The 21,187-nt window shown below is 45.8% G+C and carries 17 protein-coding genes and 1 tRNA gene; 7 read left to right on the top strand and 11 right to left on the bottom strand.

All coding sequences use genetic code 11. The features are described 5' to 3' along the window. Positions 1-865: 865 nt before the first annotated feature. The 5 genes from P2A85_RS26740 to P2A85_RS26720 form a co-directional block, all read right to left on the bottom strand. Positions 866-2,074 carry a general stress protein gene (locus tag P2A85_RS26740; RefSeq protein ID WP_377476412.1) on the bottom strand — a complete coding sequence of 403 codons (1,209 nt, stop codon included), beginning with the start codon at positions 2,072-2,074 and terminating at the stop codon, positions 866-868. Between the two features lie 325 nt (positions 2,075-2,399). Further along, the gene (locus P2A85_RS26735) at positions 2,400-2,864 is read right to left on the bottom strand and encodes a BON domain-containing protein (RefSeq protein ID WP_377476410.1); all 465 of its coding nucleotides are present in this window, start codon (positions 2,862-2,864) and stop codon (positions 2,400-2,402) included. A gap of 468 nt (positions 2,865-3,332) precedes the next feature. Then, entirely contained in the window at positions 3,333-4,097 is a 765-nt protein-coding gene (locus P2A85_RS26730) for a hypothetical protein (RefSeq protein ID WP_371116983.1), read from the bottom strand. Positions 4,098-4,276: 179 nt separating this feature from the next. Continuing rightward, a complete protein-coding gene (locus P2A85_RS26725) occupies positions 4,277-5,185 on the bottom strand; it encodes an LD-carboxypeptidase (RefSeq protein ID WP_371116982.1) in 909 nt (302 codons plus the stop codon). 165 nt (positions 5,186-5,350) lie between these two features. Beyond that, positions 5,351-6,631, bottom strand: coding sequence for a glutamate-5-semialdehyde dehydrogenase (locus P2A85_RS26720; RefSeq protein WP_377476408.1), 1,281 nt, complete (start codon positions 6,629-6,631; stop codon positions 5,351-5,353). Positions 6,632-6,805: 174 nt separating this feature from the next. Between P2A85_RS26720 and P2A85_RS26715 the strand changes: the two genes are divergently transcribed. Then, positions 6,806-8,518, top strand: a complete 1,713-nt coding sequence (locus P2A85_RS26715; protein WP_377476406.1) for a zinc metalloprotease HtpX — start codon at positions 6,806-6,808, stop codon at positions 8,516-8,518. Positions 8,519-8,789: 271 nt separating this feature from the next. Here the strand turns inward: P2A85_RS26715 and P2A85_RS26710 are convergent, their stop codons facing one another. The 3 genes from P2A85_RS26710 to P2A85_RS26700 all read right to left on the bottom strand — a co-directional run bounded on the left by P2A85_RS26710 (position 8,790) and on the right by P2A85_RS26700 (position 10,746). Then, entirely contained in the window at positions 8,790-9,305 is a 516-nt protein-coding gene (locus tag P2A85_RS26710) for an acyltransferase (RefSeq protein ID WP_341736614.1), read from the bottom strand. Between the two features lie 218 nt (positions 9,306-9,523). Next, a complete protein-coding gene (locus tag P2A85_RS26705) occupies positions 9,524-10,540 on the bottom strand; it encodes a succinate dehydrogenase/fumarate reductase iron-sulfur subunit (protein ID WP_377476404.1) in 1,017 nt (338 codons plus the stop codon). Between the two features lie 65 nt (positions 10,541-10,605). Then, the gene (locus P2A85_RS26700) at positions 10,606-10,746 is read right to left on the bottom strand and encodes a hypothetical protein (RefSeq protein WP_377476402.1); all 141 of its coding nucleotides are present in this window, start codon (positions 10,744-10,746) and stop codon (positions 10,606-10,608) included. Positions 10,747-10,996: 250 nt separating this feature from the next. On the opposite strand from P2A85_RS26700, the gene radC reads away from it, so the two are divergent. The 6 genes from radC to P2A85_RS26670 all read left to right on the top strand — a co-directional run bounded on the left by radC (position 10,997) and on the right by P2A85_RS26670 (position 16,799). After that, the gene (gene radC, locus P2A85_RS26695; protein WP_340525244.1) at positions 10,997-11,728 is read left to right on the top strand and encodes a DNA repair protein RadC; all 732 of its coding nucleotides are present in this window, start codon (positions 10,997-10,999) and stop codon (positions 11,726-11,728) included. A gap of 317 nt (positions 11,729-12,045) precedes the next feature. Beyond that, a complete protein-coding gene (locus P2A85_RS26690) occupies positions 12,046-12,390 on the top strand; it encodes a DUF1815 family protein (RefSeq protein WP_377476400.1) in 345 nt (114 codons plus the stop codon). A 72-nt stretch (positions 12,391-12,462) separates the two neighbouring features. After that, positions 12,463-12,684, top strand: coding sequence for a zinc ribbon domain-containing protein (locus P2A85_RS26685; RefSeq protein WP_377476398.1), 222 nt, complete (start codon positions 12,463-12,465; stop codon positions 12,682-12,684). Positions 12,685-13,424: 740 nt separating this feature from the next. Next, positions 13,425-13,904, top strand: coding sequence for a DUF4079 domain-containing protein (locus P2A85_RS26680; protein WP_341731729.1), 480 nt, complete (start codon positions 13,425-13,427; stop codon positions 13,902-13,904). 69 nt (positions 13,905-13,973) lie between these two features. After that, the gene (locus P2A85_RS26675) at positions 13,974-16,535 is read left to right on the top strand and encodes a ComEC/Rec2 family competence protein (protein ID WP_377476396.1); all 2,562 of its coding nucleotides are present in this window, start codon (positions 13,974-13,976) and stop codon (positions 16,533-16,535) included. Between the two features lie 177 nt (positions 16,536-16,712). Next, positions 16,713-16,799: transfer RNA gene (locus P2A85_RS26670), tRNA-Ser, on the top strand. A 126-nt stretch (positions 16,800-16,925) separates the two neighbouring features. Here the strand turns inward: P2A85_RS26670 and P2A85_RS26665 are convergent. The 3 genes from P2A85_RS26665 to P2A85_RS26655 form a co-directional block, all read right to left on the bottom strand. Next, complete coding sequence (locus P2A85_RS26665) at positions 16,926-17,813, bottom strand: hypothetical protein (RefSeq protein ID WP_377476394.1); 888 nt, start codon at positions 17,811-17,813, stop codon at positions 16,926-16,928. A gap of 272 nt (positions 17,814-18,085) precedes the next feature. Then, a complete protein-coding gene (locus P2A85_RS26660; RefSeq protein ID WP_377476392.1) occupies positions 18,086-19,339 on the bottom strand; it encodes a hypothetical protein in 1,254 nt (417 codons plus the stop codon). Next, the gene (locus tag P2A85_RS26655) at positions 19,281-21,104 is read right to left on the bottom strand and encodes a hypothetical protein (protein ID WP_377476390.1); all 1,824 of its coding nucleotides are present in this window, start codon (positions 21,102-21,104) and stop codon (positions 19,281-19,283) included. The genes P2A85_RS26660 and P2A85_RS26655 overlap by 59 nt, the downstream gene beginning before the upstream one ends. Between the last annotated feature and the right edge of the window lie 83 nt (positions 21,105-21,187).

Here is a 21,187-nt window from a genome sequence, read left to right as displayed (position 1 = left end):
CAGCTAGTGTCACCTCCCCCCACTGTGCATAGTGCTAGTGAAAGCCAACAGGAAGGCTCTTTCCCTTTGAGTTCTGAGCCGGTCACAAACGAAGGAAGCAACAGGCTATCCCTCGCCTGCAATTTCGCATAAAGACTCTCCGCGAGCCATTTCCGTGCTCCCGCGCTGATGTGCTTGCTGTTAATCTTGATTCGATCCATGAGCGCTTGCGGTTCTAATTAACAGAACACCTGACACTAGACGCACTCTCGGACATCATAGCTGTTCCTGGGCTTCTCAAATGCTTCGCTGAGGCATTCCCAGGAAAACTGTATTCCTGTAGCAGGTCTTGCCAACGGCAATTAGGCTGCTCCATCCAACCAATTGCCAACCTAAGTCTTGGGGGAATCTGTTCTAGAGCCCTCAATCTTGGCTGGCGACGACAATATTGTTTTAATAGTTGCCGACCACCGCAGACCGTACTCGGCGCGTGGGACTGGACTACTTCACATCTATAAGTTGCTGAAATTAGCGGCCCCATAACTTAAAGATAGTCGCGATCGATCAACTGAGCAATATTTGCTGTAAGGTATGCCGTCTAACTACATCCTACTCCCTCCTTAGTAAGTAAGCAGTAGTGAGTGTTACAGACACAAAATTATGACCAATGTGGTGTATAAAAATTAATGTTAAGAATTAATGTGACTCTGGAGCCACTTGTCGGAAACAGGGGTTAGCCCAGTCCACGATACAAATCTAAATTACACTTTTGAAAAGAAGTTTTTTTTAGTTTCCATAAAAAATCCCAAGCCGACAATTTCAGATAAATTGCCGACTTGGGAGAAGATTTTGCGGTTAAAGGTCTATTCGCAAAAGCTGAGTTCACTTACAGGCGACTGTGGCTGGTAACACCCTGATTTGGGTCATAAATATGAGGAGTGGTCTCAGCTCCAGGAGCGCCGGGAACACCGTAGTCAGTGCGAGCTGTATCCACGCTGGGGTAATCGTAGATACCCAAGTTCTGAATACCTCCCTTGTTGAGAATCGTTTCGGCTTTGGCGACTTCTGCTTCACTACCGTTGAGCAGTACCAGATAGTCTCCGCGAGATACCCGATCGCTGTATGCTTTAGCTTCATCTTCGGGAATTCCCAAACCAGCTAGGGCTCCGATCAAACTACCTGCTGTGGCACCCAAAGCAGTACCGGCCAATGTAGTCGCAATCGCCGTAGCTTCAGCACCCGCCAACATAATCGGTCCAATACCGGGAATGGCCAACAAGCCCAGACCTACCAACAAACCAGTCAAACCGCCCAAAGCGCCACCGGTGAGAGCGCCCTTAGTAGCACCTTCATCAGCCTTATTGTCCGCGCCCTCTTTGACATCAATACCTGCTATTTCGCCCTTAGAGTCGGCATCCTTAGCGATGACCGAAACCCGATCCATATCGAAACCAGCAGCTCTAAGCTCTGTGAGCGCTTGTTCCGTCTCACGTCTGGTAGAAAATACGCCCACAGCGCGCTTGTGGCGGCCCGAAGCTTTACGGTGAGTGTCTACCGGTATATCGTAAATACCCCAATCTTGAATACCCCGGACACTGAAAATTCCTTCAGCGGTAGCAATTTCCTCATCGGTACCTTCTACGAATACCAAATATTCTCCACGGGAAATGCGATCGCTATAAATTTTAGCTTTGTCATCTGGAACTCCCAAACCTACCAAACCGCCAACTAAACCTCCAGCAGCGGCTCCAATGGCGCCTCCGACAGCAGTGTCAGCCAGCAAAGTAGCCAAAGCTCCCCCAGCCATCACAGGCCCAACTCCCGGAATCGCCAGCGCACCAATGCTTCCGAGCAAACCAATCAAACCCCCAGTCACAACTCCCGCCGTCGCCCCTGCTTTCGCGCCACCGGCAACTTGGTCATCGGTACTCTTACCCGCAGTCGCACCTGCGATTTTGCCTCCCTCCAGATTTTCGCCCACTACCGAAACTCTATTCATCGGAAACCCTGCACTTTGTAGTTCGAGCAGAGCGAGTTCAGTATCTCGGTAATTAGAAAATACTCCTACAGCCCGTTTGTGTTGACCTAAAGCCATTTTTTTTCTCCTTCAAAATATTGTAGTTTTAACTTGTCAACAACTACAGAAATTAAATTCTGTTTGCTGCTATTAATATAAATTAAGTCATTTTTTACCTAACAAATTCATCGCTCGTTGGACATAACTTGCTTCTGTATCTTCCGACCGATATTCACTGGTTTTCCACGGAGTAAATCCATCTCTCCATTAGAGATTTAAAAGTAAAGAATTTGCTCATTTTATGCTGAGTAACCAGGATTGAGATCAACAAAAAAAGTCCCAGGAGAAGGGGACTCATAAATCTAGGGGATATTCAAGTCTGATTTGGTATTACTACTGAAGCTTATTTGGCTGTAGCCGGGGCAACAACTGCCGTAACGTTTACTGTTTTGACACCCTTAATCTGTTTAGCTAAGGGTTCAATTTTAGCTAAATCTTGTTGATTGGGAACTGTTCCTCCGACGGTAACTGCCCCATCTTTGGCATCCACAGTTAGCTGACCTTTCGTAATATTGACTTCCAACTTAGAGCGCACTTCACTTTTGAGGTCGCCGTCGGCTCTAATGGCATCGCCACCTGTCACATTGTTGCGCTGTTCTCGCGCCCTAATATCAGAATTGGCTTGGGCTTTGCGAACATCGCTAGTTGCGTCGCCCTGAGTTTTTTGTACTGTCTCGGCTGCGGGAGGACTAGCCGCAGTTTGTGTGGCGGAATTAGGAGCATCAGCGCTAGTTTTTGCACCTTCACTGCAAGCTACTGCTCCAAATAACAGAATACCGCCGATCAAAAATGGTGTTAGTTTGTTCATAATATTTGAATACCCAACAGGTAACTTTTAGGTGATAGGACTGATTGTTTGGCTTTTGTGGGTGGAATTTAAAAAACCTTATCTTTAATAATAAATATTTTGGTAAAGAGCTACATCGCTCTACAGGTGTAACTTTGTTCTATGTCGTTAGACATAGTAAAAAAAATTCATGGAGCCACGATGGGGATGATTTTGATAGATTTGAAGTAATTGGTAATTGGTAATTGGTAATTGGTAATTGGTAATTGGTAATTGGTAATTGGTAATTGGTAATTGGTAATGCCCAAGTGCCCCATGGCCCATGCCCCATACTTCGACAACGCTGGAGCCCAAGTGCCCCATGCCCCATTACCCATTACCCATTACCCATTACCCATTACCCATTACCTAGTACCCACCTAACTGAGAAAGGCTATAGATTGTTTGCTCGCCTAAAATATCTGTAAAACCCGCCCGGAATTATCTCAACTATCTCGTGACGCATTGTCCGCCCACGACTACCCGACACTGATTTCGGCTATCATCAATCCGAGCCGAATCTAAATTCCTCGTGCGCGGGTTATAGTAATAATCTCCCTGGGGATAATCGCGAGTTGGTATCGCACAATAAGTCGTATCTCCATCATCAAACCTTACTCTCACCAGAGAACGTCTCTGGTTACAATCCACAGCCCGCAAACCCAAATCATCTCGCAAAATCTGTTCTCCGTCGTACCTATTGTTATTATCTCTCCGATTGGAGCGCCCGTTATTGTTCCTGTTGTCCCGCCAATCCCTAGCCCTTCTGTCACCCTGAATCCCAGAAACTTCCAACGTATAATTTCCGCCCCTTGTAGCATCTTTTGCTAACACTAAAAGTCGATAATCGCCACTACGGGGAATCTGATAATTAAAAGAAGTCTCTTGGGTAAAAGCTACTTGTTTGTTATTCCCATAAAACAGCACCATCACAGGAGTAAAACCGCCACTTCTGTTAGTGTTTAAATAAACTTGGATATCATCGCCTTCGTTAGCAGTGAAAGTGTATTCTTGACCGCGTAATTCTTCGGTTGGTGAGCCGGGGACCCACATATTTCGGAAGCGGTAGATGGTGGATGTGCGACGAATTACTCCGTCGAGGCGATCGCCATTGGTGATTTGTTCAGCCCCAGCACCGGAGGAAATTCCAGTCAGTGCTAATCCTGCAACTAGCACAGCGGCGGTAATATTTTTTAACAATTTGTCTGTTTTCATATTCACCTCTTTGGGTAATTTTTTAATTTTTTTGGCTGTGTTTACACCGACATTTGCACAGATAAACGCGGTAATGGATGGTCGGTAAAAGGCTACATTTTAAATATACTTTCGGTCATCCAGTGTCAACCTCACCCAACAGGACTATTTAGCCATTGCAAAGTGCGATCGCTCAGAATTTAGCCGCAAATGAGCACTCCCGATTCAGCATCGAGACTGGCCATAATTCCCATTGGTAAAGCAGCGTTAACTCCGTCGTGTCCAAAGGGTAAATCCGAGACAATGGGAATATTTAAGTCACCCAGGCGATCGCGCAAAACTTCTTCTACACTAAAACTGGGAATCTGCGGGTCAATCTCGCAACGACTAAAACGTCCCAAAGCAATCCCCTGCACCCCTGTAAAAGCCCCCGCCATCCGCCACTGAGTCAACATTCGATCGATCCTGTAAGGAGCCTCTGAAACATCCTCAAATGCTAGAATCACCCCGGTTAAATCCGGTTGATAGGGGGTTCCGAGCAAATGAGTAGCCACCGTCAGATTCGCGGGAAACAGCGTCCCCGTGGCTTTTAGACCCCCCCATCCCTTGCCAGACAAAGATGGTAACGGACGACCTTCTACATAGTCAAAAAGACGATCGACAGACCAATCTGGTTCCAGGCCCAAAGTAGTCAGCAGTGGCCCGTGAACGCCCCAAATGCCTAGCTTATCGTGATTCCAGAGCAAAGCCGTAATATCTGAAAAGCCAATCAGCCATTTCGGAGAATGGGAATCAGGAAATGGCGATTGGGTATTTTTTGCCACTCTTCCTGTTTCCAAAAGTCGAGTGCTGCCGAAACCACCGCGCACGCATAGAATACCGCGACAATCTGGGTCCTTGAGGGCATCTGTGAGTTGTTGGAGTCTGTTTTCGTCAGAACCAGCCAAATAGCCCCAGCGATCGTCAAAACCGGGACTTAATTCAACTCGATAGCCGCGGGATTTCCAAATTTCTACACCACGTTCAAAGTTAGTTAATTCTCGCAAAGTACCACTAGGGGAAATTACTCTCAGCAAATCTCCTGGTTGTAGAAATTCTATGTTACTCATTTGTGATTGGTTATTTTTGATTTTAATATTACTCAGGATTTACAAATCCCGATTTTGCATAGGCGAAGCATGACCGCAGACAATTTATTAGTGATAACCAGAGATTTACTGCGGTCATGCTTCGCCCCTAGGAATATATTGGCACTCATTGAGATGCACCCGGATTTACAAATCCCGATGACTAAACTTCTGAGACTGATTTCCCACATAACTAGCGGCAATATGTCCATCTCCCACCACTCGATACTTGTACGTCACCAATCCCTCTAAACCAACAGGCCCGCGAGGCGGCATTTGCTGCGTGCTAATCCCAACTTCTGCACCGAAACCGTAGCGAAAACCATCGGCAAATCGAGTGGAACAATTGTGATAAACTCCGGCTGCATCTACTCGATCTAAAAAGGTTTCGGCGGCTTCGCTATCTTCGGTGACAATTACATCTGTGTGTCGGGAACCGTAGGTATTGATGTGATTAATTGCTGCTTCCACAGAATCTACTATTTTGATTGACAAAATTAAATCGCTATATTCTGTAGACCAATCTGTTTCTGTAGCTGGGGCAATATCCAAGATTTCACGAGTTTTTTCGTCTCCCCGCAGTTCGACTTTTTTCTCCTGCAAAGCTGCGGCTACTAGAGGCAAAAATTTGGGAGCGATCGCACTGTGAACCAACATAGTTTCAATGGCATTACAGGCTGCCGGATACTGAGTTTTGGCATCGATGGCAATAGGAATTGCTTTGTTAAAATCCGCAGCTTTGTCTGCATACAAATGACAAATTCCGTCGGCGTGTCCCAAGACGGGAATTCTGGTATTTTCCTGCACGAACTGGACAAAAGAGTTGGAACCTCTGGGAATAATCAAATCTATATATTCATCCATTTTTAGCAATTCGATTGTTTCTTCCCGCGTGGTTAGTAACTGCACAACCTGGGGATTGACTACGGTTTCTGCTAAGGCTTGTTGAATGACTTTTGTGAGTATTTCGCAGGAACGGACTGCCTCTTTGCCACCTTTGAGAATCACGCCATTTCCTGATTTGATTGCCAAGGATACTATCTGAATTAAAGCTTCGGGACGGGCTTCAAAAATAATGCCTAAAACGCCCAAAGGACAGGTAACGCGCTTCAGAATTAATCCTGTATCCAATTCCCGGTGAATTTGCACGACACCGATCGGGTCTGGCAGTTTGGCAACGTCGCGCACACCGGCGATCGCACTTTTCAACTTCACCTCATCTAACTTCAGGCGATCGTACAACGGTTTAGCAATGCCCTCGGCTTGAGCGGCTTGGCAATCTGCCATATTTGCCGCCACAATGGACGGTGCAGCAACTTCTAAAGCTTTAGCAATAGCTTCAATAGCTTGATTTTTGGCATCAGCAGACAAAACGGCTAACTTTCTAGCAGCTTGGCGGGTGGTTTGGGCAATTTGGGCGATCGACATAACAGCAACTTGTCAAAAAATTATTATACTCAGTTTCTATTTTAACCAAACTAGAACAAATTCTATACTTTTGTTGAGAATCTGTACCACATTCCCAAGTTACAGGCTAAAACAGTGAAGTAGATACAAAGCCTGACGGACATTCCTATTTTAAAATAACCTTTGGAGATTATTATGTCTTCTCAATCCCGTTTACACAAGACAGGAAGAGCTGCCAAAGCTGGTGTTAAGCTGGTACAAAAAACGGGAGGAAATCTCGTTTTAGCTTCCGGTGTCACCATCACCTTGCTATTAGGTATGGTGTTAGCCTTATCCTTAGCGGCAGTTTTCATTATCAATAGTCCAGATCCAGTAACCGGATTGGCGATCGCACTTCCCATTACCCTGATTTTCAACATCGCTGCTTTTTTCCTCTCACCTTGGTTAATGGACTTAACCCAAAACTGGCTTTACAATACTCGCTGGGTTTCCCTAGCAGAAATTGAAGACAAAAGTCCTGAAACAGCGAAAGTTATTCATAAAGTTTGTCAGCAAAAAAAATTGAAGCAACCACGGTTAGGAATTATCGATGACCAAAACCCCACTGCTTTTACCTACGGTTCCTTTCCCAACAGCGCTCGCGTCGTCGTCAGTGAAGGTCTTTTTACCTATTTAGATGACGATGAAGTTGCCACTGTTTACGCCCACGAACTCGGTCACATCGTCCACTGGGATTTTGCAGTCATGACTTTAGCTTCGACTTTAGTGCAGATTACTTATTTAATTTACACTACCGCTCAAAGGCTCGGCAATAGGGGTGGTGAAAAAGTGAAAGATGCGGCCAGTTCCGTAGCGGCTGTGGCTTATTTGTTTTACATTGTCGGCACTTATTTGTTACTATACTTGTCGCGCACCAGGGAATATTTTGCTGACCATTTTGCTGCTGAAACTACTGGCAACCCCAATGCTTTGTCCCGCGCTTTAGTCAAAATTGCTTACGGAATTTTGGAAGAAGGACAAAGGGCAACAGAACCCAGCCGCTTATTAGAAGGAACTCGCGCTTTAGGCATTTACGATGCCAAAGCTGCCACATCTACAGGCACTGCTTACCGGATTTCTTCGGAACCAGAAAAGATCGGGCGGGTATTTTTGTGGGATATGTTTAACCCTTGGGCTTGGTGGATGGAGTTGAATTCGACTCACCCGCTGACTGGTAAACGAGTTCGCGCTTTGAGCACTTATGCGGAACAATTAGGCTTAGATATTGAGTTTGATATGGGGAGGATTGTCGGCGAAGGCCACAATTTGAGCAAGCGGAAATTGTACGGCAATTTTGTGTTGGATTTGCTGCTTTACAGTGCAGAAATTGTCGGTTTGTCTGTGGGTTTTGCGATCGGAATTTCCCTGTCGGCGGCCAATCCGATGATGATGATTGCCTGTCCTTTAATTGGTTTGGGTACGGGGATTTTCCTGAAGACTTTGGTGATGTTCCCTACATACAACCAAGCAGAGAGTTTGGATGTTTTAACTTTAATGTCTGACCCCTATGCTAGTCCTTTGCGGGGTCAACCTGCGAAACTTCAGGGCGAATTAATTGGTCGCGGTGATGCTGGTTATGCTTTCGGTTCTGATTTGAAATTGCAAGATAGAACCGGGATGATTTATCTGCGTTATGCTTCTCGTTTTGGCCCGATTGGTAATTTTCTGTTTGGGATGAAACGGGTGAAAAGTTTGATTGGGATGGATGTTAAGGCTTTGGGTTGGTTCCGCCGTGGTGTCGCACCTTGGATGGATTTAATTCAGCTTGAAAGCGATAGCGGTACGACGGTTAATAGTTATCACCGCTTCTGGTCTTTGTTATTGGCTATTGGGGCGATCGCGATCGGTATTGCATCGCTATTTCTGTAATTTGTCTTCTGTTAGCACCCCGACTTTTTCCCTAAGTCGGGGTGCTGGTATTTGGCTTTTTTAGTTTAGTTGCTCATGAATGGTTTCTCAAAGATTATATGAAAAATATAAGCACTCAAGAGGCAGAGTGGCAATCCTAATACTGAAAGTAGGATAAAATTGACTAAAGGTGTTCGGTTCAGATTGCATCTTTGAGAGCGAATTGAAGCAGGGCTATTGCTATCGTATGTACATTGAAATAATTCAATGCTAGACATGAAACTCCGTAATATTATTCAGAGAAAGTGCGATCGCTATTGGAAGGGGGGTCGATTTTTTTGACAACTCTCGCAGGTATTCCCGCCACAATACTATAAGGCTCTACGTCTTTATTCACTAGGGAACCAGCAGCTACTACTGAATGCTCTCCTATGATGCAAGGACCAATCACCGTCACATTACTAGCCAGCCAAGCTCCTTCTTTGATGATGACATCTCTGCCAAAGCCTGGAACAGTGATTTGTCTTTCACGACCAAACTTGTTATAATCATGGGTTCCTGTTAAAACTGAAACATTCAGTCCAAAAAATACATATTCTCCTATTTTGATGTCACCGGAGATTGTATTAAAAGTAGCATTGTTAATCACCGCAGTTTCTGCTATTTGCAAACGGTCTTCATTCCCGTAAAGCAAGTATTTGAATAGAAAGCGGGTTTCCATATATCTGTCGATCGCCAAATTTCCTATTTTGGAAAATAACTTATCGTAAATTTTAATTACCAGCAGCTTAATTTTTTTTTTGATCATTGCCAAACTCCTTGTTTACTATTAGAGTGATCCCAAAAAAGCTATTTTGGGCTGGCTCGATGCCAAACCAAAGCAAAATCTGGGGGAAGTCTCACCACATTTACGCTTCTTTAAAATCGAGAGCAGGGATTGAGGATGGGAAATACGAGGTATCTACCTGTTATCTCATCCCCAGAATCTCCAACTAGGCAATTTTACCAAAACATGACAACAAACAGTTAATCTGTTGATTTTTCTAAACTTTGAACTGATTCAATCAAATCTCGGATGGTGTTAGTACCTTCTGAACTCTCAAAGGATAAGGGGAATTTGCCGCGAGCGATCATTCTTAAACCCAAGGGGCCGAGACTTAATAAACCTTGGACATCGCGGAAGTAGTTTCCTACTACTTCGATGCCAAATTTACGCTCGTCTATCCAGCCACCTTCTTTGACTAGATTGATTAAGACTTTGCGGTGGCGAATCGATCGACTGGCTTGGTCATCTTTGCGATCGAGAATCTCTTGTTTAATCTTACCAATTTGATCCATCGGCGCAACTTCCATCGGGCAAACCGAGTTGCAGTAGTAACAACGGGTACATCCCCAAACACCTTCGGTGCCTTGGTTATATTTTTCCAGGCGCTTTTCTGTATCGCTATCGCGGGAGTCGGCGATGGTGCGGTAAGCTTTGGCTAGGGCGTGGGGCCCGACAAATTCTGGGTTGACTTCGCGGGCGTTGCACTCAGAATAGCACGCGCCGCAGAGGATGCAATTGCCTGTTTGGTCGAGTTTCGATCGCTCTTCTGGTGTTTGCAGAAATTCCCGTTCGGGCACTGCTCGCCCGGAAGTGCTGACATAGGGGTCAACGGCTTCCAGGTTGTCCCAAAAACTGGTCATATCTACGACCAAATCTTTGATTACGGGCATATTTCCCATGGGGGCGATCGTAATTTCTGGGATGAAATCGGTTGGTTTTTCTGCCGAACTGAAATTAGCTATTTTGTCAAGTCTTGCGAGTTCGCTGCCAACATTTTCTTTGCAAGCTAATGCCGATCGACCATTAATCCGCATGGAACAACTACCACAAATTGTGTTACGGCAATTTTTGCGGTAGGCTAAGGTGCCATCCTGTTCCCACTTAATGCTATTGAGGCAGTCGAGGATAGTATTGCTTTCTTCTACCTCTAGCGTGTAAGTATGAACGTGGGGAGGTTCGTTTTGATTTTGGCGAACTACATTAAAACGGACTTGCATAGTTTTGGCTAGGAAGTTTTCGTATATTTTAAGCTGAAATTTTTGGTTATTTAAAAAGCTATTAATTATTTAATATATAAATATTTATCAAAAACCGCCGTAAATTCCGCACCGCCTTGGTCAATTCCTTGGGGCTTTTTACGCGATCGCACTGATTTTAACAGAGAGAGCGATCGGCTAATATGGGAACTTGGTTGAGCTTGCAATGTTGGTGCGTCCGCGGCCCTAGGGCGTGTTTTCTCTCCCCGGAGATCCCCCCCAACCCCCCTTAAAAAGGGGGGAGAAAGAAGCTCTTTCGTCCCCCTTCTTAAGGGGGATGCGAGGGGGATCGGGATCTGATGGATCAGGCAAGAAAACACGCCCTAGACACTTAGAAAAACCTAGCATCCTGACCACAAGCCCCTGGATTCATCTGTAGGTTCAATCTCAAATCTCAAATCTCAAATCTAAAATTCGATGACTTACAGCTTGAGAATTGTCGATTTACCGACAAGTGAACGGCCGCGCGAGCGCTTGATGGCTAGTGGCCCAAAAAGTTTGGCGACGGCGGAACTGATTGCGATTCTGCTCGGTACTGGGCAGGGAAAGGGCAAGCTTTCGGCTGTGGGGTTGGGACAATATATTTTAAATCAGTTGAGCCAGCACCAGCGGGACCCTCTGGCTGTGCTGCGAGATATTAGCGTGCAGGAGTTGACCCAGATTCACGGGATTGGTCCTGCTAAGGCAACGGGGATTTTGGCGGCGGTAGAATTGGGAAAGCGGGTGTTTCAGTCGCGGCCGCCGGATTTGGCAATTGTTGACTCTCCCCAATCGGCTGCGGATGCTCTGAGTCAGGATTTGATGTGGCAGTCTCAGGAACGTTTTGCTGTGGTGTTGCTGGATGTGAAAAATCGGCTGTTGGGAACTCAGGTAATTACGATCGGCACTGCAACGGAGACTTTGGCTCACCCTAGGGATATTTTTCGGGAGGTCATCCGTCAAGGGGCTACCAGGGCGATTATTTCCCACAATCATCCGTCGGGAAATCTGGAACCAAGCCCGGAGGATATTGCTTTGACACGACAGTTGCTGGCTGGAGCCCAGTTTTTGTGTATTCCGCTGCTGGATCATTTGATCTTGGGAAATGGCGATTTTCGGAGCTTACGACAGACGACGACTCTTTGGGATGAGTATCCCCAGGGCGATTGACATCTTCTACTTAACTAACTACATAGCTATCATTAGTTATTTGTATCTTTGGGTGATTCAATGGCTGAATCACCGATTACAGAAGGCAAATTTTGTGGCTTGAGCGCTCTGTGGCAGAGTGTTTGGTCTGAATGTCGCTACTGATACTCCGTGGAGAACACAACTGGGTTAATCTAGTAATGGTGGGCTGAAGAGGTCGCTATTTCGATTTTTTTTCAGCATACTGAACGTATATTGTACCAGCACCTAGGGACTCAATTCTTAAGAAATTATGAAATTGGGTATAAAATAAACGGCGTGGTGATAGGAGAAAAACTGTGTTTCTGAGACTTGCAGAACAACACCGTAAATTCGTCCAAGATTTGGTAATGAACCTCCAAGCTTTAGCGATCGTGCTAGAGCATCGGGGTTATCTGGCGTCCTGCTACACTTGCGGGGGTCAGATGAACAGTGCCTCATTCATGGTCAGTTTGACGGATAATCATCTGATTCGATTTTTAGTGTCAGATTATGGTATCACTTGGACTGAGATGCGGGACGATCGGGAACTGATGAAACTAGAAGGTGCAGAAGCGATTAGTCAGTTACAAGAACTGGCAAATCTCGTGAAGTACGATATCCAACCTTCGGAAGCTACTTTGGCTACGGCCCAACGAGTCTAGCGATGGCAATTTTTCCAGGAAACCGACAGCGCAAGTCTATGGTCCCCTGCTGTCAACAATTCCCCAGGGAGTATGTTGAGAAGGCCAGAAGTTGCGGAGCGATCGGTTTATGATAAATTAGGTGGCTCTAAAACATTTAAATGCCCTAACTGCGGTCACGAACATGACCGAGATTGGGGCGGCGCTCGGAACATTATGATCCGAGCTTTGAGGGACGGCTCCTTTGCTTTAGCTATCAATAGCGAAAGTATTGCTCTCGCGTATGGCCTGTTTGTCCAGGGATGTACAGCGTAACACCGTCAGCAACTCAACTGACAAGATTCCTGTTAGTGGCTTCTAACTAAGTGCTTTGAGACTCTGACTCTAGCCCTAGAGAAGCTCTTATGGACCCCAGCAGACGGCATAGTTAATGCCATTGCGTCTAATGGTCGGGACTGCCAGTTTTTATGGCATCCATCGAAGGAAAAATTATAGGGTACAATGCCCAAAATTTACCGCTCGAATTCAGAAAAAATGTGAAATTTTGAAGCCCTAAATTTATTTCCGGGGGACTTAAATTCTACATTGATCTTCTACCATCGCAAAATTCTCCCTGGAGAGCTGCTCACAAAATGTGGTAGTACGAGTGCTAGTCGGCTGCCAAGTTAATTCCCCACTTTGACATTCAAAAGTCCAAGAATTTGAAATTAACTTTGAGTAGGCAAGTAAAATTCAACATTCAGAGTGAGGATGAGGCTGTGAAGATTGGCGAGGCGCAGTCAGGGGGTATGTTAAATGGGTAAACAGCGTTGATTTTTGCCCTTTGATTTAGTCTATAAGACTAACAATTAATTTGAAGCAGCAGCAATGCTGTCGAAATCTCACAGCCGGCCTTAGCCGGCTAAGTTTTGTTTAAATGTAAGTTTCCAGTTGGTTTCTATAATTTCTAATTGCTGTGGATTAAAGTTGACGATCGCCCTGGCAACCATAATATTTTATAATGTATTTAAAATTGCTCCGAAAAAATCGACCGGGAAGTTGAGAGTCAGAATCAAATGGTAAATTTAAGCGAAATTCTAGAGCCTGTAGCCAGTCAATTCCGCAGCCTGGGAATTCCCGAACCGATTACCCATTGGGGACACCCAGTCATGATGGGCATCGTGGTGGTAGCGATGGGCAGTTTTGTGGGTTATACAGGATGGCAAGGACGTTTGGCCACCGATAAAGACGTGGCAATCAAAAGTCGCTCCGATCATCGCAAACTTGCTCCCTGGATGTTTTTGTTCATCGCTTTGGGCTACACTGGCGGCTTGTTGTCTCTGGTGATGCAACACCAGCCAGTCATGGAAAGTCCTCATTTTTGGACTGGTTCGACAATCATTGTATTGTTGACTGTTAATAGTTTGATTTCCCTAACAGGTTTTGGCGGCGACAAGCTGGCACTGCGCGCTGTTCACGCTTATTTGGGCACGACAGCCCTAGCACTGATGGTACTCCACGCGGCTTTCGGTTTAAAATTGGGTTTGTCTATTTAAGAGCATACCCACATCCCCGACTTCGGCTGTGAAGTCGGGGATCTAATAGCTATGGTGTTTTAGGTTTAGATGAATCAAGCAACGGGTGTAATTTTCTGTTTAGCTTACATTTTGGGATTGATTTCTACAGCGTTTCCTTGGGGTGGTTACGGTGTACTTTCCTTGGGAGTTGTTACGGCGATCGCCTTACCGAATTTTTTGCGAACATACACTCGAAACGCTGTAAAAAATACTAAAAAAAGACGCAGCAGAACTACTAAAAATCCTACTGATTCTTCCTTAGAAAAAACGGAAGAATTGAATTTTTATCAAATATTGCCGAGATCGAAATGGGTATGGTTCCTCGCAGGTTTGACGGGATTTCTCGCTAGCTTTTATTTTCAAATTCGCTCGCCAGTACCAGCCATTAATGACATCAGCAAACTGATTCCGGCTGGTGGTAATACTCAAGAAATCGCCGTGACAGTGCGCGGTAGAGTTGTTAGTACGCCACGGTTGACTCGATCGGGACGATCGCAATTTTGGCTAGACACCAATCTAGTTAGTGAAATCAACGGTGGCGAGGGAGGAGTAGTCGTAAATCGGGAAGTATCCGGTCAACTTTACGTGACAGTACCTTTGTTGCAAGCCACAGGTTTGTACGAAGACAATACGATCGCCGTGGTGGGTTCTTTGTACAAACCGCAGCCGCCATCAAATCCAGGGGCTTTTGATTTTGAAGCATATTTAGCCAGATCGGGGGCTTTTGCGGGTCTCAAAGGAAGCCAAATTGACTGGAAGAGAGAAAATGCGATCGCCGATGTTAATCGAGGTGACAACCAAGCTGCTAGTTTTTCCGAGTCCAGCGCCATGCCCCAATCGCACATTCAAGCCATGCGACAACGGATTGTGCGATCGCAACTATTTCACTTGAATGTTCCTGAAGGCACGCTAATTAGTGCGATCGCCCTCGGCAAGCAAGCAGTAGATTTACCATACTACATCCGCGACTATTTTGTGCAAGTTGGATTAGCCCATGCGATCGCAGCTTCCGGGACTCAAGTTTCGATGGTTTTAGCTTTAGTTCTGGCTTTGACCAGGCGTTTTTCCAAACAGTTGCAGTTTAGTTTTGGAGTCGGCGCTTTATTTTTGCTAGTGGGATTAACAGGCTTTGAAGCTTCAGTCTGTCGCGCGGCTTTAATGGGATTTGGAACATTATTTGCTTTGCTGCTGAAGCGAGAAGTTAAGCCTCTGGGATTGCTGTTAATCGCTGCGATAATTTTACTGCTAGTTAATCCTTTGTGGATTTGGGATTTAGGTTTTCAACTCAGTTTTTTAGCAACTTTGGGATTGATAGTCACCACACCACCGCTGATGGCAAAGTTGGACTGGATGCCACCGGCTATCGCTTCTATTTTTGTGGTTCCCATCGCTGCTTCAGTTTGGGTATTACCCTTGCTACTTTACGTTTTTAATGTGGTATCTCCCTACAGTATTTTAGTCAATATTATTGCAGCTCCTTTACTCTGGATTTTGAGTATTGGGGGAATGATTAGTGCATTAGCTGGATTGATTTTTCCACCCGCGGGTAGTGAGTTAGCGCAACTGCTAGACTATCCTGCAAAATGGTTAATTGCGATCGCTCAATATTTCTCCCAGTTACCGGGTAATTCGGTAGCTGTCGGCAAAGTATCCGAGTTCCAGCTAATCGCACTTTACAGTTTAATTTGCTGGGTTTGGCTGGGGAGAAAGTCAACCCCCTCCCAAGGGGGAGAAGAACCACCCCCTACCGCCCCCAAGAGGGGAAGTCAGAAGGGAAAAAGCACAGTTGTTTCGCTGCATATTTTTTCATCAGCATCAATTTTACCCCTGGCTATTGTGGCGGGAATTAGCATCATAGTTTTACCAGCTTGGCACAGTCAATCATCTTTATTTCAAGTTACTTTGCTGGCGACATCGAGGGAGCCAGTTTTGGTAATTCAAGAACGGGGAAAAGTATCACTAATTAATAGCGGTGATGACAATACAGTCCGGTTTATAGTATTGCCTTTCTTGCAGCAACAAGGAGTCAATTCTGTGAATTTTGCGATCGCCACCCATCCTCATTTAGGTTTAAACGCAGGTTGGGGAAAATTATTAGAACGCTTGCCAATTAAAACATTTTATGATAACACATCTCCCAAACACATTCATTATGCCAGCGGTCAGGAATTGATGACTGCGGTGCAATCTCGCCAAGGAGTTTACTTTCCTTTAGAAACTAATAGCACCATTAATCTGGGTTCTGTGCAGTTGCAGTTTGTGAATGCAGAAATCCCGGTGGTAGAACTGCTGGTGGGTGGGCGAACTTGGTTGCTGCTGGGTGAAATAGCACCAGAAGCCCAAAAAAAATTGGTAGCAACGGGAAGTTTGAAGCCAGCTCAAGTTTTGTGTTGGTCGGGAAAAACCCTGACACCTGAGTTATTAACGGCTATTGGGCCAAAAGTGGCGATCGCCGCTGCTGACGAAATTGACCAGGAAACGGTCGCGCAACTTCAAACAACCAAAACCCAAATTTTTTGGACTGGACGGGATGGAGCGCTGCTGTGGACACCAGCAGGGGGATTTAAGACCACCCTGGAGTCGCAAGAAAATCAAACTTCTGTTTTGTAGTGATGGGCAAAGACGGCGTGCTGTGCGATACGATACAAAATAGTCAATATCTACACCAGACTTGTTGCCCAATCGCCGATAGAAGCGATCGCCAAATTAACCTCGCAACTACAACCTTAAGTTTTTGGTTGATTTTTACCTCGCGTTATGCAATTATTGTAGAGTAGCCAACAAATTGGAGAGGTGGCAGAGCGGTTGAATGCGGTAGACTCGAAATCTATTTTGGAGGCAACTTCAACGTGGGTTCAAATCCCACCCTCTCCGTACATCCCTTACTACACAAGGCTTTGACGTTATCAGCTTCTTTAGCCATCTGTGCAGTTTTATAGGCAGTGGTATATATGAGTGGTATATAAACCACTGCGGTATATACCACTTTTTGCTTTAACCTCACCCCACATTAGGGCGATTAGTCCAGGACAAAAGTATTTCTAAGATTGCCTCAATGTCTACCAAGTCAGCTCTCGACTTTTTACGTCGCGCTTTTAACTGGTTGAGCAAGTCAGCCGACTCCGGGAACTCGCTGGCAATGACTGATTTTTGTCTGAGGTCGGAGAGTTCCGATCGCAGTTGGGCGCAAATTTCTTCCCGATCGTCCAACTCTTCCTGCAATTCATCCCACCGGGTTCTCTCGGTCTCAAGTTGCGATCGCACTTCTTGTAATTCTTGCCTGAGCTTATTAGTGACGAGGGTACTGGATTCTAGTAACGTGGCATAGTCAGTCTTTAGTTTCTGATTCTCAGCCTTTAAGTTGCTTAACTCTTTCTGTAACCGTTCTGCAACCTCATTATCAACCTTGGGCAACTCCTGAGAATCACCCGATTCGGACTTTCCCTGCAATGCCTCCTGTAACGCTTCAACGGCTTTTACTAATGCCGCTACCTGCAACTCTAACGCTGTTACTCTACTTTCTGCAACTCTTTCTGTAACCTGTGGGAATTGTGCAACCTCTGCAACCCATTCTACAACTTCTGCAACCTGCTTGACCCGTGGTTCTGTGGGTATCTCCAAGGCTTCTGCAATCTCCTCAAGCCTTGCGATGTTTACCTCTGAGCTTTTACCGATGTATTTTTTACGTACCTTTCCCTCAATCTTTCTGCAACCGTACCAGTAAGCACTCGCTTCTTTGCGAACTGTGTAAGGTTTGCCGTCTCCTGCGGGCTCATATCTGAAAGAGCCGATCGTCTCCAACCACGCCACACCCTTGGGAGAATTTAGTTGAAATACCTTGCCGTCCTCTGCCTCTATCAATCCTTGCCTCACCGATGGAATTTTCATAGGTTGCCTACCCGGTTACTTAACCACTTAAGCAACCAACCTAGGCAACCTTTAAGCAACTGTCAATGGGTTACATAGGATTAGTTACATAAGTTTATTAGGTAACTACCAATATTGGTTACACATAGTGGTTACATAAGTTTATTAGGTAACTATCAATAGTGGTTACATAAATTTATTAGGTAACTATTATTGTTGGCAGTGAAGACACAGAAAATCCCCCAAGGTCGGGGGATAAGAGTACCAGTCGTTAGTCCTTGGTCATTGCCTAGTCAGGAATCACCCTTAAGTCTTGGGGGTTGAGCCAAGTCGTAAAACTGCCCTGATGGCTTCAGACAACAAACGTGGTGGTTTTTAACCTCATCAACCACAAGGTCAAGTTTTCCGTACTGTGCTACGCAGCCAGCGTTGTTACCCACGTAGCGGACTCGCACACCTTTTTTGAGGGTTACGCGCTTGGGCTGTGTTGGAGGTGTTGGCTGTTCCGGTTGAGGTTGAGTGAGTATTTCTGCCAGTTTTCGCCGTTCCTCATCTGTGAGTTTAGACGTGAGTTTTGAGAGTAAATTGCAAACTTCTGAAAAAGTTGGATTTAGTGCTCCAGCGTCTCCAGCAGCGCCCTGCGTAAGGATTGTTTGCTCCAGCGGTGTTCCAGCATAATTTTCTTGCTGGAGCACTGCTGGATATAAAACAACGGTAGAATCAGGTGCTGGAGACGCTGGAGCACTTTTTTCACTTCTTTTAGAATTTTGCTTGCTGATGCCGAGATAGTAAAAATCTCCCATCGTCCGTTGAGAGTCCAAAACCGCTTCAGTGTGTCGGTGTTTTTCTAACTTAGGGAATAGTTCACTGAACCGAGCAAACACTTGGTTGATTGCCTTAACAGGAGTGTCCCGCCCAGGTAACTCGTTCCAAATCAGTTTTTCCTTGTCACCCTCTATCTCAAGAATGCCTGCCTCTACATACCAGTTCCGCAACTCCTGCCACAAATCTTTAGCGTAAACCCGCTCACCTTGACCAACCTCATACCCCATATCCCTGACAAACTGCCAAAGGTGCTGAGACTTTTCCTGAGCTTCCCGTAAAGCCGCGTCACTCGAACCGTAATTAATCCCTTGAGCCAGCAACAACGGTATCCGCTCCAGCATCCTGTTCAGCAGCGCCGGTGCAATCCGTTCCAGAGTAAAGTTTGGGTTTTCCTTAAACCGAGGGTCTGCCTCTAACTCACCCTTACTAGAATCAGCCCCGACCACGTAAGTTTTCTTAAAACTCAGAATGCAGTATCGGCTGCGGATAGCTTCTGCGTCACTACTAATACTTGGCAGAACATTGCAGTTAGCAAGAAATATCGCCTCTGGCTTGTATGGATACTCACCACGTCCCTTATGTTCAATAGTCAACTCATCCCCGGTGATGAACTGCTTGAGACTTTGTAGCTTGTCCAGTTTCACCGCGTCCGCATTCTCACCCTTACCAGTTGCACAAAGAATTCTCCAGACCAGCGAGGGGAAACTTTCTCCCAGTGTCATAAATCTGAAAGTCCTTTAAAGACTTCCCAGTCACACCGCGTCCCAACACCGCCACCAACGCAGTCCGCAAAGTATCTTTACCGTTGCTACCATCGCCGTGACAAAGCAGTCCTTTGACCCGCGACATCTTCAAACGAGCTAACGGTAGACACAGTGCAGCAGCAATTGTCCTGAGAAAAATCTCACGTTGTTGTGGTTCAAGACACTCTAAAAGGCGATCGCAATCTGTGGCATCAATGTCAGGGTCATATTTGCCGCCGATGTATGTGTAGACCTGTTTTGGGTCATGGGGGGTAATCGTGTGTGAGCCATCAGAATTGATTTTTACCACCCCGTTAGAACAGTTCAATCCCGGCGGGTTCACAGTCTCAATGTCTACAGCCAGCCCTAAAACCATTGAGTTGTAGACTTCATTTGTGCTACTTGAGTTAACTCGGCTACGACGGTACACGCCCCCTTTCCCTTTCTCTGAGTAAGTCCTCAACCACTCAAAGATGCGACGTTTCTCGGAAACCTCAGAACGCAACTCGTAGTAACTGCCAGTGAATCGGTAAATTTGACCCGCAATCGACACCCAATGACCGTCAGAGTACAGTGCAGATTCAGCTTTTAGAACGTAATTTTCTTCTGAAACTGGTGCTGTGTCTGGAATGTAATCGTCAATGTTACTATTAGACGACAAATATACTACATCTTCACACGTATGCGGGCGTGAGAGTAAAGGATTTTCTTGTATTTCTTCCGTTGCAACGTTGTGAATTTCTGCTTCTAATCGGCGAATAAACTCTTCAATGTCCATAGTTTCCAAAATCTCTCGGATATCCCCTTTGTCTGGGATATCTGGACAAATGGCAACCGGGTCAACGACTAGGCAAGGGAATTGAATGTGGTTGCAAACCAGCCGAACCTCTGTGCCCTTCTTAACTCCTGTGTCATCGTTATCCCGCAGCTTCACGAGTACGATATTTTTGCCTGTTGCTTGCAGAGTTTCAGCCATCATTTGTATCTCATGGTGGCTCCATTTAGACCCCTGCATGGTCAAAGCTGCGATACCGTGAGACCGCGCTAGCTCTACGTTCGGTTCACCCTCAAGCATCAGAACTGCAACAGGCTCACCGTCTGGTACACCCGCTAAAACCTCAACTACTTCATCAATGCGGTAAGCAGACCAAGGTAAATCACCTTTAGTCCATACCCGTTTACCGTCGCCGTCAATGTGAATCTGACGGTGGGTTTTGTCCCGTCCCTTTGGCTTGCTCAGGTCTATCCACTGAAACCGAAAGACTTCCTGTGAGGCACTGTAAACGTAGGTGACTTGCTCTGCATCGGCAGGTACATCCTTTGGGATGTATTGAGGTTTGAATGGTTCGGGCCCGTATTGTGGTGCTAGCAGCTTTAAGAGCTTCAATCCTGTGGGAATTGGGACTGGTGCTGACTGTGCTTTCTTGGTAGCTTTCTTGGCGGGCTGACGTGTGCTGGCAGATTTGTTGCCATGCTGCTCTGCCAAGAACTCGGATAACGGCTTAATAGCTTCACGGATAGCAGCGCTACTACAGTCGCCAGACCAGCACTTATATCTGCCAGTGCTAGGTTCAACGCTTAGGTTGTGTCCGCCACATACCGGGCAAGTGTATTTATTCTTCTCTTTGCCTGGTTCCAGCTTGTCCAAATGGTCACGGATATCGAAAGAGCCTGTGCTCAGTTGGCTGGAAATTTCTGAGGAATCGGATGCAGAATTTTCCCCGGTGGGGTAAGATTTAGTCATGATGTAGTCCGCCCTAAAAAGCGGGTTTTAGTACCAAAGACCGCTGTTGCTAGCTTCCAATTAGAGACAGCGGTTTTTTGGCG

The organism is Microcoleus anatoxicus, assembly GCF_042465725.1.
Taxonomy (GTDB): Bacteria; Cyanobacteriota; Cyanobacteriia; order Cyanobacteriales; family Microcoleaceae; genus Microcoleus; species Microcoleus anatoxicus.
The sequence above is the reverse complement of the archived record's forward strand: the minus strand, read 5'-3'. Positions and strand labels throughout refer to the sequence as shown.

What these genes read in the sequence shown, in the direction of transcription:
- P2A85_RS26680 (WP_341731729.1), top strand. Translation starts at nt 13,425, where the DNA reads ATGGTAAATTTAAGCGAAATTCTAGAGCCTGTAGCCAGTCAATTCCGC.
- P2A85_RS26730 (WP_371116983.1), bottom strand. Translation starts at nt 4,097, where the DNA reads ATGAAAACAGACAAATTGTTAAAAAATATTACCGCCGCTGTGCTAGTT.
- P2A85_RS26675 (WP_377476396.1), top strand. Translation starts at nt 13,974, where the DNA reads ATGAATCAAGCAACGGGTGTAATTTTCTGTTTAGCTTACATTTTGGGA.
- P2A85_RS26735 (WP_377476410.1), bottom strand. Translation starts at nt 2,864, where the DNA reads ATGAACAAACTAACACCATTTTTGATCGGCGGTATTCTGTTATTTGGA.
- P2A85_RS26720 (WP_377476408.1), bottom strand. Translation starts at nt 6,631, where the DNA reads ATGTCGATCGCCCAAATTGCCCAAACCACCCGCCAAGCTGCTAGAAAG.
- radC (WP_340525244.1), top strand. Translation starts at nt 10,997, where the DNA reads ATGACTTACAGCTTGAGAATTGTCGATTTACCGACAAGTGAACGGCCG.
- P2A85_RS26665 (WP_377476394.1), bottom strand. Translation starts at nt 17,813, where the DNA reads ATGAAAATTCCATCGGTGAGGCAAGGATTGATAGAGGCAGAGGACGGC.
- P2A85_RS26710 (WP_341736614.1), bottom strand. Translation starts at nt 9,305, where the DNA reads ATGATCAAAAAAAAAATTAAGCTGCTGGTAATTAAAATTTACGATAAG.
- P2A85_RS26655 (WP_377476390.1), bottom strand. Translation starts at nt 21,104, where the DNA reads ATGACTAAATCTTACCCCACCGGGGAAAATTCTGCATCCGATTCCTCA.
- P2A85_RS26725 (WP_371116982.1), bottom strand. Translation starts at nt 5,185, where the DNA reads ATGAGTAACATAGAATTTCTACAACCAGGAGATTTGCTGAGAGTAATT.
- P2A85_RS26740 (WP_377476412.1), bottom strand. Translation starts at nt 2,074, where the DNA reads ATGGCTTTAGGTCAACACAAACGGGCTGTAGGAGTATTTTCTAATTAC.
- P2A85_RS26660 (WP_377476392.1), bottom strand. Translation starts at nt 19,339, where the DNA reads ATGACACTGGGAGAAAGTTTCCCCTCGCTGGTCTGGAGAATTCTTTGT.
- P2A85_RS26715 (WP_377476406.1), top strand. Translation starts at nt 6,806, where the DNA reads ATGTCTTCTCAATCCCGTTTACACAAGACAGGAAGAGCTGCCAAAGCT.
- P2A85_RS26705 (WP_377476404.1), bottom strand. Translation starts at nt 10,540, where the DNA reads ATGCAAGTCCGTTTTAATGTAGTTCGCCAAAATCAAAACGAACCTCCC.
- P2A85_RS26685 (WP_377476398.1), top strand. Translation starts at nt 12,463, where the DNA reads ATGTTGAGAAGGCCAGAAGTTGCGGAGCGATCGGTTTATGATAAATTA.